Source organism: Haliea sp., assembly GCF_040222615.1.
In the GTDB taxonomy this organism is placed as follows: Bacteria; Pseudomonadota; Gammaproteobacteria; order Pseudomonadales; family Halieaceae; genus Haliea.
This window is the reverse complement of record NZ_JAVKCQ010000154.1, coordinates 1-11,425: the sequence shown is the minus strand read 5'-3', so window position 1 is coordinate 11,425 and position 11,425 is coordinate 1. Positions and strand designations below refer to the sequence as shown.

The following is an 11,425-nucleotide window of genomic DNA, read 5'->3' as shown; positions in this document are numbered from 1 at the left end:
CGCCCTGCTTCTCGACGCAGGGCTCGTCGCCGCCGGGGCCTATCTTGACTTGGGGAATACCGACGCGGCCGGCGCTATCCTCAAGGGCCTGCCGCTCAAGGCGCTGCAGGAGTCCGCGCCGCTCGGTCAGCTGCAGACGCTGGCGGCATTGGCACTCATGGCCCGCCTGGAGGGCGACCTGAGTGCGGCAGAGGCACATCTTCTCGATCGCCTGGAGCTCGCCAGAACCCACTACCCAATGCCCTTATACCTGGCCGACATACATCTTGCGCTTGCTGACAGTTACCAGGCCGCGGGGCAGCATGATGCGTTGCTCGCACATGCCAGGCAGGCACGCACCCTCGCGGAGGAAACCGGAGATATCGATACGCTGATGGAGAGCTATCGCTACCTGGCGGCGAGCTATTTCCGCAATGGTGATACAGACGCGGCGGTACAGCTGGCACTGGCGGCAGCACCCATCATCGACCAGGCGCGTGATGTCGCTTCAAAAGCATACTTCCTGCAGTTTTCCGCCATGTCACTCAACCTGCGCGGACATTTTTCTCCCGCCCGCGACTACACGACCGCCCTGCGAGCCCTGGGGGAGACATCGGCTGATCCAATGTACGGCGCTATTGCTGACTTTACCGTCATGCATCGACTATACGTACAGGGCGCCTTTACCGAGGCGTACCGGTTGGCGAGCAGCACCCGGTCCCGGCTGGAATCGAGCGCTGGTCTGCACGCGGCCGTCCCCGCTGCGTTGGCATTCGAAGCCATCGCCGCATCCCGCGGTGCATCGCTGGATACAGCCGGGTCGCTGATACGGCTGCTGGAGACGCGCTACCCGGATGACATGTCGCTGCCTGCACCGATTCTGCGTGCTCGTGGGCACGTGGCATTGCGCAACAAACAGTTCACCAGGGGTTTACAGTTCCTGCGGGAGGCAGAAGCGGCCTACCGCCAGGCAGGCATGCGCGCGGTGGGCAATTACGTCGGCTACGAGATTATCGAATCACGCCTCGCCGGGGAAGCCGAGCCGCCGTGGGACGACATACAGCGCCTGTCTGCGCTAACGGATTTCGATTACCCGCTAGCACGCCTGCAGGCACAGGCCCATGCCAAAGAGAGCAATTACCTGGGGGCAACCGCTGCGCTTGAAGAGGCGAGGTTGCGCGGCAATGACCTGTGGTCGGATCGGGACCAGTTGATTCTCGAGGAGTATCGTTCGGTCCTCGCGATGGCAGATGTCCCCAACTCTTTGGGGTCAGGTCCTGATGGGACCTGACCCCAAAATGATACCCCGGTACGTCCCGTCCGCCGGGATCATCGGGTAAACATTCTCCGCCCCATCCACGATCACATCCAGCAGATACGGCTTGTCCGGATTTTCCAGCATGCGCAAAAACGCCGCGGGTAGCTCGGCGGGTGCCGACACCCGCTCGGCGCGTACCCGGTAGCCCTCGGTAATGGTCGGGAAATCCGGGTAGATATCGACCTCCCTCGGCGCCTTCAGCGCCAACGGATCCGACAGGTCCGACCCCGAGCGATGTCCATCGAAGATCATGTCCTGCCACTGCCGCACCATGCCCAGCCACTGGTTGTTGATCACCACCGCCTTGACCCCGATGCCATGACGATGGCAAGTCACCAGTTCATGGATGGTCATGTTGAGCGACCCGTCGCAAGTATAGGGAAAATAAAGGTGCTGTTGTGAGCAGGTCTGCTCATGAATGCCCTCTACCCGTCCAGAACCTACAGTCATGAGCCAGTATTCTATCGAGGGCCTGCCCCGCTTTATCGGGCATCACCTCCTCGTCTTCCATGCTGGCGATGATCCTCACCGAGCCGCCGCACTTTGGTAAGCGGTGCGTGAACCGCGGGGTAGTCTATCGCGTTTCCGCGGAGATTTTCTCAAAGACCACGGTAGAAGGCTCTCAATGTCCTTCCCGGGTTCTGCTTGCGGCAGTTCCGCAAGACCCGGCGGAGGTATCCGTAGGGCTCCAGTCCGCTAGCTTTTGCCGACTCCACCAGAGAATACAGGTTGGCACTGGCTTTGACGCCGTGCACCGAATCCGAGAACATCCAATTTCTGCCACCAATTCCAAAGGGTCGGTTAGCGTTCTCCGCCAGATTGTTATCGATCCCCAGGCGACAAACCTCCAGGTAGCGGATGAGCTTCGGCCATTCGTTGTGCAAGTAGTTCAGCGCCTTGCCGGTCAGGGTGCCCGGCGGCACCGTGGGCAGGCTGTCGTCCAGCCATGAGCGCAGTCTAGCCAAGATGGGCGCTGCATGCTTTTGCCGGTGCCCCTTTCGCTCCGGCGGTGACATGTGTTGCGTACGAGCCTGCTTCTCAATGCGATACAGCTTCTGCATCCAGGCCTGTCCCTGCTCGGCTGTTCCTTGGCGGGGGTTAAAGCTGATCGATATGACCTTCACAACAGTACCGAAACGTCTGGGGCGGGCAGCTATCACCGCGCACGGATTCCGGTCAGCATTCCGCAATTGGGCCGGCGAAACAACAGCTTATCCCCGAGAGGGTATAGAGCATGCGCTCGCAGCCTCCTCCAGTGGAATGCCCAAGGTACTGAGGAATCGGTTGAGCGAGGTAAACAGCTCCATGACGGCGAGTGCCTCGATGATTTCAATGTCACTCGCACCGGTCCTGCGCGCGAGGTCCAGGGTATCGACTGACGCCCCGTGGGGGTCGCTGTTTGCCTGCCGGGCGAGTACCAGCAAGGCCCGTTCTTTCGGTGTGAAATTGCCCGCCAATGGATCTGCCAGCAGGCGCGTTATTTCCTCTTGCCCCATGCCGAGAGCAGCCAGATTTCTCGGGTGATGCTCGACGCAGTATTCGCAGTCATTGTCATGGGAGATGACGAGGGCTATGGCTTCCTTGAGGGTCGCTGGCAGCGAGCCCTGGAGCATCACACTCTTGACCCGCTCCCAGGTAGCGATGAGTACAGCGGGGTGCCGCGCGTAAGCCCGGAACATGTTGGACACAGACCCCGTGGCCGTGCGGATCTCATTGAAGACAGCCTCGACCTCGTCACTGCCACCTTCTTCCCCGCGTCCGCCGGACCCCTGCACCAGGCGCAGGCGCGGGCGCGCCGAGCTGACAGACGCACCACCAGGACCGCTGTCTGCCGACACCGTGTCGCCGCTGCTCTTGCTAACATGGGCCAGCACGTTGTCGACCTCCTCAGGGCTTGCCTGCCGGTGCATGAAGGGTATGGCGCGAATTAACCCTGATAGCTGCCGCATGAAGCGCCGGCAGTCGTTGCACATCAGCAAATGCACTCTCATTGCCACACGTTCACGCCAGGGCAATTCACCATCAAGGTAAAGACTGGCTTTTTGGCTTACTTCACGACAGTTCAGCACTCTCCGGTCTCCTGGTAGTGATTGACCAGTTTGAACAACTCGGCCCTCGCCCGATGCAACAGTACCCTCGCATTGGATGCGGATATGTCCAGCGTGTTACAGATGTCATCGAATGACAGCTCATTACTGTCGCGCATCTCGAGGACCGCACGCTGGTTGCCGGACATTCGCTGCAGAAGCCTGTCGAGGCAATCCATCAGATCCACGCCCATCAACAGCCCCTCCGGCGAGTCCATGGACCAACTGACAGGCGCTGCTCTCCAGTGCCCATCCTCGCGAAAGCAGTCGTCAAGCGCATCCGCAGAGCCGAAATCACCCGCCTGGTCCTCGAGGAACACCTCTCGCTTGCGTGACCGCAGCTGCATCCGGGCCTCGTTGATGACGATCCGGCTGAGCCAGGTCCTTATGGCCGCGCGCCCTTCAAAACTGTCTATCGCGCGATAGGCCTTCAGCCAGGCGTTCTGCACCACCTCTTCCGCCTCGCTGGCGCCAACAATCGGCACGGCCAGGGCAATCAGGGCCCGGTGGTGGTCGCGCACGAGGGAGGCAAAATACTCGTCGCCAGCAGCCTTGCCAGAACCGTTGTCACCATCCTTAACCACTGCCCGATCTCCCCGCAAAGCCCATCGGCCAGGGCCCAATAGACATCGGCCGCGCTCCCTGGTTTCGTGAGCCTCCAATGTAACATCTGTACACTCGGCGCATCTATAGCCCATCAAGCCTGGAATCGGGCTCCGACATGCGCAAGAGCAGTCTCCACAAGCTCCGGCCCAGAGGCTGGCTCGCCGTGCCGATCTTTCGTCTGCCTGCTGGTGTTGCTGGCCCTGTTCAGCCACCAGTCAGTGACATCTTCGCCGAGCAGTTTCCGGACGGGTTTGATGCGCTATCGAAGATCTATGGGGCCATCGAAGAGGAAACTCCCGTACCGTCGGGATTGTCCTCAATCGGTTCCCTGATCCACTCATTGCTCTCCACTTTGCAAGCCTGGATACTGTCATGCGGAAATCACCTGTCGATCGGGATCAGTCTCGGAGTATCCTTGCCGACATGGAATCCCAGTGTGACTGTCTTGCGCCGCTCGGTTGTGACACGATCCTGGGCTGCTGACCTACCGGGTACCCTACGGGGTTTCCAACTGGACCAGCATCGCTAAAGATCTTGAACAGCAAGTCCGTCAGGATTCTTGACCCGGAGAGTTATTCGCACTGCAAACACCTGTTGGAGTCACCCATGCAAACCACACCAATGCTCGGACCAATCCTGGCCCAGATCCTGCTGACCATCGGGGTCTATGTGCTGCTCGGGCGGCGCAAGTTCGCTGCAGTCAAAGCCGGCGAGGTAGACCGCAATGCCACGGCGCTTGACAACCGGGCCTGGCCGGAAGCAGTGGTCAAGGTGTCAAATAACCTCGCGAACCAGTTCGAAGCTCCAGTACTGTTCTACATGCTATGTTTCGTCCTGATGGCACTGGGCCAGGGCGGCGGAATCGCGCTGATGCTGGCCTGGTTGTTCGTGCTGAGCCGGTTCGTCCACGCCTGGGTCCATGTCAACTCCAACTACGTCCCACACAGGTTCCGACTTTTCGGGCTCGGCCTGCTGCTGTTGCTGGCGATGACATTGCTCGCCCTCTGGCATTGGTTACAGATGACTTTCAACCAGTGAGCTGCAACCCAGATCCCTGATCGAGATGACCACTACTCGCGTCGACAGAGCGTACACTTTTACGTTGACCCACGCTTTCCGCCCAATGCATTGCGCCGCGGCTTGACGGCATCACACGAACTCAGCCACCTGGTACTGCCCTATCTCAGCTCCGGACACAGCTGGTCGAGTCCTGGATAAGCTTGCTTCATCGGACGTATTCAGTCACCACCTACGCCGGTTCCAAACTGAGCAGGGCTTCCCGCGTTAGCGGGGGTGTTCGGTCCAGCCACCTGCCAATCCAGTAATCCAGACTGACAAACCGTCCCGCGCCGCTGAAAAACAGCGCCAGCAGCATGATGAAGTAGGTTGCGCCAAACTCGATGCCGTTGTTCAGCACGACCAGGCTGCCCTTTTCGGTGAGCCAGTTATAGTTGCCGTGCTCGCGCAAAAGGCCGCGGGCGGCGGTCAATCGATTGCCTACCTCCTCACTGTTGGCGAGGCTCGCCTCAGCACCGGGAAAACCTACAGCCGCCAGCGGCGTTGCCATGCTGGTGGAAGGGTCAGAAGGTGCGATCGCAAACCAGCCATCCTGCCAATGGACCGTGCATATCGCCACCAGCATGGTTACCATCAGGGGGATCGCAATCAACCGGGTGGCCAGACCAAACAATAACAAAAGGCCACCAATTAGCTCCGTGGAAGTCGCCAGAAATGCCATCGACCACGGGAAGGGTAGCCCCAGCCCCCACTCCGGGTTTCCGAACCAGGATACGGTGCTTTCGAAAGCCATCATCTTGGTGAGCCCCGCCGAAAAAAATACCGGGGCAAGGAACAGGCGGAGCAATAGTGGTGCCAAAAAATCGATGCCGCGGGATCGATCCAGAAAGTCACGGGATCGCGCCAGCAAAAGCGTCGCATTCATGCGGAATCCTTTGTCTCTTCAGATGTGTAACAGCAGTGCAGACCATTCGTCAGCCAAAGTCAGCGAACGGTCTTTACTGCCATTCAGTAGCTAGCGTCGAGCTTAAGTGACCCGCCTAGCCGGCACCGCCACACTTGCCCTCACCGCACTTGCCTTCCGCCGTCTTGTCGCCGTCGGCTCCGCCGCATTTGCCTTCCGACATCTTTTTGCCATCGGCTCCGCCGCACTTGCCTTCGCCACACTTTCCCTCGGCAGATGATTTTTCCTTCGCACCGCCACACTTGCCTTCGGCATCACCCTTGGACTCGTTGCCGCCACATTTGCCCTCACCGCACTTGCCCTCAGCATCCTTGCTGGCCAGCTGATAACCCGATTCCAGGTCAGTCGCACTGAAGGGATTGTCTGCCACTGCGGCAAGCGGCATGGCCAGCGAACTTGCGAGAAAGGATGCGCTGAATACTGAGGTTACGAACTTTGATGTCTTGCTGCTCATGGATCTTCTCCTGGTTGGTTTTGACTTACAGGATATTGATTCGGCAACACAGGATTTGTTACGGCGAAAACCCCGACCCGTTGGCAAAATTTCGAAAAGGCTGCTTGCTGTCCTGCGCGGCCTCGTGTCGGGAGCGCGAAGTCGCCAGGTTTGCAGCACTGGTCATTACCCCACAGCCTTCAACGATAGGGTTCATGAAATTGAATAGCGCACAGACCGCAATGGCAGCGTACGGTGCCTGCTCATTCACGCCCGCAGCAAACACGGACTGAGCATCGGAATCCTACATTATCGCTCTGTCGCGTTGAGTAGGTGGGTGTTCGGCCATCCACTGGCACAGCGCCACCCGCCCTGCTCCAGCATACAGCTCCAAAGCCATTTTCTGAATCACGGCCTCCAGGGCATCAAAACAGCCGCTGAACGCGCGACGCTTGTCGTCATCGCTACCGGCTACCGCCGCGGGATCCGACAGGCCCCAGTGCACGCGCCGGGGCGCGCCGGGAAAATCCGGGCAGGCTTCGCCCGCGGCATTGCCGCAGACGGTCACTACGACGTCCAGCGGCATGGCGCCGGGCCCGGCAAACTCGTCCCAGCTCTTGCTGCGCGTTGCCATCGGCGGCTCCGGCAGACGCGCAATCTGCTCCAGGGCAAAGGGGTTGACGGCCCCCGTGGGCCGACTGCCGGCACTGCGGGACACAATGCGGCCACCGCCGTGGCAGTTAAACAGCGCCTCGGCCATGATGCTTCGGGCCGAATTGCCGGTGCAGAGCACCAGAACCCGCAGCGGCTGCTGTCTCAAGATGGTGTCGCTGTCGTCCTTCCGCTCTAGCAGCACGGCGCCGGTGCCTCATTGCTCGCACTACCCTGTTTGAAGGGCAAGGAGACTCCGCAGCCCTCGAAAATACCGTAGTGACGGTTGAAATCGCCTAGGAAATCAAAATGTGGCGCGAAGCGGGTATCCTGCAGCATCCGCCAGGTATTGCCGCAGACCGGGAACACCTTTCCAGTCTCTATGAAGTGGTGGCTGTCCAGGGCGAAGCCATGGGGGCAGTTCGGCACGGTCCCACGGTAGACCACCGCCTGGCCATAGTCTTCGCAGTCACTCTCCAACCCCTCTAGCTTGAACAGACGATACGTCGCCGAAAAAAAGCGGATGTTACCCAGCTTTGCCGCCAGCGCCGGATCGGTGATGTCCAGGGGTCGGTCCTCCACCAGCCGCGGATCGATGAAGCCTTGACGTTTCGCCAATTGCAGGAAATCGTTCCAGTACAAGGCGCCACCCAGGCACTCGCCGTAGAGCACCGGGTCCCGCCGCGCAGCGTCGGGCACCCGGCGGTCCGCATAAACATCGGAGAAATAGAATTCTCCGCCGGGTTTAAGCAGGCGCTGTACGCCCGCCAGCACCGCAGCTTTGTCAGGCGACAGGTTGATGACACAGTTGGAGACGATCACATCGAAGCTGCCCGGCTCCAGATGCAACTGGTCCAGCTTTTCAATGTAGCCCTCGAGAAAGCGTACATTGTCGTAACCGAACTGCTCCGCATGCCAGCCCTGGTGGGCACGGGCCACGACAAGCTGTTCGGCAGTCATGTCGACGCCAACCACGTCGCCCTGCGCACCCACCAGTTGCGCCAGAGCGTAAACATCGCGGCCACTGCCACAGCCAAGATCCAGCACTCGGCAGCCTTCGAGCTGGTCCGGGCAAACCAGGCCGCAGCCGTAATAACGAGAGAGCACCTCCGGGTGAATATTGGCCAGCAGTGGCTTCAGCCAGTTCGGCACCTGCGCGAGGTCGCAGCAGGCGCTGGTCTTCAGGTCGGCGGAGCTCTGCAGCTGCTGGCCGTAGTAGTCCCGGACGCTGCTGTGAGTGTCGGCGATATCGTCGCCAATATGGGAGGCACTGGTCACGGGTTGATCTCCATTGATTTTCATTGCGAATTTGCCGCGGCTCAGCGGTTGTCGAGAGTCCAGCGTGTGTCCAGATCCCTCAACATATAGAGCGCTATACATGCTGCGAGCATCGGCCAGGCGGCAAAGAACAGCAGGTTATTGAAGGCATCAAGATACTGCTGCCAGGAAGATAATGTAGAAACACTGTGCACCAGGAGAATGATCCCGTAGCTGTAGCGCTTCATGAAGCCTGCCACAAATGCCAGCACCACCAGCAACTGCAGGACCCCAAGAATCATGAAAACGGTACCAGACAGCCCGCCAAGGCCGTAGAAATTCTCGAATACGGCGCCGCTGTGCTCGGGATTGATGAACTTGTCCAGTGTCCACATAATCATCACGATGAACACCCCGAGGCGCAATAGCAGCAGAGCAGTGGCAATACGTTGTTGTTTCATAGTCACCTACTTTATGAGATTCACTGGGTGGCAGCGAACGCGATTTCTCAGATTCGCCGGTACTTGCCAGCCATGGATTCAGAAAAGCGGCTTTTGTTACGCGCTCCCAAATCTTTTTTTTACTGGTAACAGCGGCCCTGACATCGTGAACCGCGGTTTGTAACAAAATCTCGCTCGCCGCATCGGATTGTTGTGTACAGGTCCCAAGGTTCTGCCACCTTCAACCCACCCTGAAAAGGATCCGGAAATGAAAAACATACCCCATCCAGGTACCGACTTCCCCCGTGTTGCCCTGCCTACAATAGTGGGCGGGGTGGTGACGCTTGGCCAGCCATCCAGCGGCCAGTCACAGTTAATCGTGGTCTATCGCGGCCTGCATTGCCCCATCTGCAAAAATTACCTGGGGCAGCTGAACAACATGAAAGCGGACTTCGAGGCCATGGGTGTTGAGATCGTGGCGGTCTCGACAGATCCCAAAGGCAAGGCAGAGCAATTCTCCGAGGAAGCGCATCTGGACCTCACTGTCGCCTATGACCTTTCTATCGGGCAGGCGCGCGAGCTGGGACTGTTCATTTCCTCGCCGCTTAGTGACCGGGAAACCGATACGCCGTTCGCCGAACCCGGCGTTTTCTTCGTGCGGGCCGACGGCAGCCTGCATTTCAGCGATGTTGCCAGCGCCCCCTTCTGCCGCCCTGATCTCGACATGATCAAGAAAGGTGTGGTCTATATCAGCGAGAAGGGGTATCCACCGCGCGGTACCGACTGATAACGCGAGTGACAGGGACACCTACTTTTGAGTTAAGCGACGATCTGTCGCGATGTGGATGAAAACGGTGCCCAAACAGCCTGCAGACAAGCCTGGAGAATTCCGGAAGCAACGAGGGGGTTTGATGAAAAGCACCGACCTGAATCGATGGCGTGGAGAATGGATTGACGACCCTGGGGTCGCAAGAACCGTGGCCTGATTAGCCTGATGCGCCGTCATGTAACTGCCGAGGCCTTGGCAATGATTTCCATCCCCCTCACTACAAATAGCGCCTGCAAAAGAAGGCGCCAACAGCCCACCAGAAGCGTCATTCAGCAGGACATAACCATCACTACAATTCGCTCTCTAGCTCAATCCACGCACAGGCACTAGCGCACCGTGCACCGCCTTGGCAGCCGGAGAAAGCAGGAAGCAGATAACACTGGCCAGGTCGTCCGGTGACACCCAATCGGCGGGATCACTGTCGGGCATTGCAGCACGGTTAGCCTGCGTATCAATGACCGTAGGCAGCACGGCATTAACGTTGACGCCCTTGCTTTTAAGTTCCTCTGCCAGCGTTTCCGTGAGACGCATGACCACACTCTTGGAGGCACAGTAGGCCCCCATCAAACCCTGCCCCTCACGGGCGCCATACGCACCTACATTGACAATGCTGCCTGAGGGCTGTTGCAGCAGCACAGGAACAGCTGCCTTGATGGCATTGCGCATGGTAGACACGTTCAGACTGAACATGAGGTCCCATTGCTCGTCACTCGAGTCCCAGCTTTCGGTGCCCATGGCAAAGCCTCCGGCGAGATTGACCAGGCTGTCGAAAGGTCCGAGACTTTGTATCAACTCTCGTGTGGCATCGGCATTGGTGAGATCGACCGCATGACAATCCGGAAGGCTCTCGTCGCGGGCAATATCCAAACGAATAACCCGAGCGCCCTGGGATTCAGCGACTGCGCATACAGTTCTGCCCAGCCCGCCCAGTGCACCAGTAATTACAACTGTGCGATTTTCCAATGGTTTCACTAATTGACTCCTGAATTGTTATGAGCAGCCCCTCGGATGCTATAGGGAATTTCAAGCACTTCCAAATAAAGAGACGAGGAACTCTCGAATAACCGCGTTATCCTCATCATTCTGATCGCCAGCAACCATGTGCCCCGCCGCGGCAACATCTACGTAGCCAGCGCGGTGTATCAGTTCCGCCAGGTGTGCCACCCCCTCCGGACTCACCACGCGGCTCTGTCCTCCCCGGACCACCTGGGTAGGAACATTGATCAACCTGGCGGCTTCTTCCATGCGCCGCGCCATGGCCTCGATGGAATCGGGTGAGCCAGCACTGCTGTGAACCGCCGGATCCCAGTGCCAATAACAGCGTCCGTCGCTGCGTTGCCTCAAGTTCTTGAGCAGGCCATCACTGCTGGAACGCCGAGGGCGATGCGGCAGATACTTCGCAACTGCATCGGCCGCAGCTTCAATCGACACAAATCCATCGGGGTTGGCGGACATGAAATCAATCACTTCCTGCACGCCAGCCGTCTCCATACGCGGCACAACATCGACCATCCCGAGGGTCGCAAGAACCGGGGCCTGCTGAGCCTGATGCGGCGCCACGAGTGGCGACTCCTGACATCCTGGCTAGGGCCGTTACCACCATGTGGCGATTCTCGAAAAGTAATGGGGTGACCGAGGGCTTCCACAACAAAATGGAGATGATGACCAGGAGGGCTTATGGGTTCAGGAATTTTGAGAATTATCGTAAGCGCCAATTAAACTACATGGTATGCAGTGACCAGGCCTTGTGGCAGTGGTAGCTCGCGCAGTTCTACTATATTTTGTGTGGCGAGATGTCCACCACGTTGCCTCTCGCCACGTCTTTGATCGGCGAGAGCAAGTGC

Annotated in this window: 14 protein-coding genes and 1 pseudogene; 4 read left to right on the top strand and 11 right to left on the bottom strand. The window is 58.8% G+C overall.

Translation table 11 applies throughout. From position 1 onward, the window contains the following. Positions 1-1,270, top strand: a 1,270-nt coding sequence (locus RJQ10_RS12630; protein ID WP_350147114.1) for a hypothetical protein, incomplete at its 5' end; no start/stop codon positions are given. Here the strand turns inward: RJQ10_RS12630 and RJQ10_RS12625 are convergent. The 4 genes from RJQ10_RS12625 to RJQ10_RS12610 all read right to left on the bottom strand — a co-directional run bounded on the left by RJQ10_RS12625 (position 1,250) and on the right by RJQ10_RS12610 (position 3,968). After that, positions 1,250-1,747, bottom strand: a complete 498-nt coding sequence (locus RJQ10_RS12625; RefSeq protein WP_350147112.1) for a thiamine pyrophosphate-dependent enzyme — start codon at positions 1,745-1,747, stop codon at positions 1,250-1,252. The genes RJQ10_RS12630 and RJQ10_RS12625 overlap by 21 nt on opposite strands. 149 nt (positions 1,748-1,896) lie before the next feature. After that, the gene (locus RJQ10_RS12620) at positions 1,897-2,421 is read right to left on the bottom strand and encodes an IS66 family transposase (RefSeq protein ID WP_350147110.1); all 525 of its coding nucleotides are present in this window, start codon (positions 2,419-2,421) and stop codon (positions 1,897-1,899) included. 87 nt (positions 2,422-2,508) lie between these two features. Continuing rightward, positions 2,509-3,366: a peroxidase-related enzyme gene (locus tag RJQ10_RS12615; RefSeq protein WP_350147108.1), complete on the bottom strand. Its 858-nt coding sequence runs from the start codon at positions 3,364-3,366 to the stop codon at positions 2,509-2,511. After that, positions 3,360-3,968: an RNA polymerase sigma factor gene (locus tag RJQ10_RS12610; protein ID WP_350147106.1), complete on the bottom strand. Its 609-nt coding sequence runs from the start codon at positions 3,966-3,968 to the stop codon at positions 3,360-3,362. Before RJQ10_RS12610 ends, RJQ10_RS12615 begins: the two co-directional genes overlap by 7 nt. Before the next feature lie 628 nt (positions 3,969-4,596). Here RJQ10_RS12610 and RJQ10_RS12605 point away from each other — a divergent pair. Continuing rightward, the gene (locus RJQ10_RS12605) at positions 4,597-5,028 is read left to right on the top strand and encodes an MAPEG family protein (protein WP_350147104.1); all 432 of its coding nucleotides are present in this window, start codon (positions 4,597-4,599) and stop codon (positions 5,026-5,028) included. Positions 5,029-5,239: 211 nt separating this feature from the next. Here RJQ10_RS12605 and RJQ10_RS12600 read toward each other — a convergent pair whose 3' ends face one another. The 5 genes from RJQ10_RS12600 to RJQ10_RS12580 all read right to left on the bottom strand — a co-directional run bounded on the left by RJQ10_RS12600 (position 5,240) and on the right by RJQ10_RS12580 (position 8,773). Then, complete coding sequence (locus tag RJQ10_RS12600; RefSeq protein ID WP_350147102.1) at positions 5,240-5,932, bottom strand: HvfX family Cu-binding RiPP maturation protein; 693 nt, start codon at positions 5,930-5,932, stop codon at positions 5,240-5,242. A 115-nt stretch (positions 5,933-6,047) separates the two neighbouring features. Then, complete coding sequence (locus tag RJQ10_RS12595) at positions 6,048-6,425, bottom strand: HvfA family oxazolone/thioamide-modified RiPP metallophore (protein WP_350147100.1); 378 nt, start codon at positions 6,423-6,425, stop codon at positions 6,048-6,050. Between the two features lie 283 nt (positions 6,426-6,708). Further along, on the bottom strand, positions 6,709-7,260 hold the full coding sequence (locus tag RJQ10_RS12590) for an arsenate reductase ArsC (protein ID WP_350147098.1): 552 nt from the start codon (positions 7,258-7,260) through the stop codon (positions 6,709-6,711). Continuing rightward, on the bottom strand, positions 7,251-8,333 hold the full coding sequence (locus RJQ10_RS12585; protein WP_350147096.1) for a methyltransferase domain-containing protein: 1,083 nt from the start codon (positions 8,331-8,333) through the stop codon (positions 7,251-7,253). The genes RJQ10_RS12590 and RJQ10_RS12585 overlap by 10 nt, the downstream gene beginning before the upstream one ends. A gap of 41 nt (positions 8,334-8,374) precedes the next feature. Then, a complete protein-coding gene (locus RJQ10_RS12580; protein ID WP_350147094.1) occupies positions 8,375-8,773 on the bottom strand; it encodes a hypothetical protein in 399 nt (132 codons plus the stop codon). 247 nt (positions 8,774-9,020) lie between these two features. Here RJQ10_RS12580 and RJQ10_RS12575 point away from each other — a divergent pair, with 247 nt between their 5' ends. Continuing rightward, complete coding sequence (locus RJQ10_RS12575) at positions 9,021-9,539, top strand: peroxiredoxin-like family protein (protein ID WP_350147092.1); 519 nt, start codon at positions 9,021-9,023, stop codon at positions 9,537-9,539. 345 nt (positions 9,540-9,884) lie between these two features. On the opposite strand, the gene RJQ10_RS12570 is transcribed toward RJQ10_RS12575, so the two are convergent. After that, a complete protein-coding gene (locus tag RJQ10_RS12570; RefSeq protein ID WP_350147090.1) occupies positions 9,885-10,553 on the bottom strand; it encodes an SDR family NAD(P)-dependent oxidoreductase in 669 nt (222 codons plus the stop codon). Positions 10,554-10,604: 51 nt separating this feature from the next. Continuing rightward, on the bottom strand, positions 10,605-11,141 hold the full coding sequence (locus RJQ10_RS12565) for an alpha/beta fold hydrolase (protein WP_350147088.1): 537 nt from the start codon (positions 11,139-11,141) through the stop codon (positions 10,605-10,607). Positions 11,142-11,173: 32 nt separating this feature from the next. On the opposite strand from RJQ10_RS12565, the pseudogene RJQ10_RS12560 reads away from it, so the two are divergent. After that, positions 11,174-11,341, top strand: a pseudogene (locus tag RJQ10_RS12560) (transposase); the annotation flags it as partial. Between the last annotated feature and the right edge of the window lie 84 nt (positions 11,342-11,425).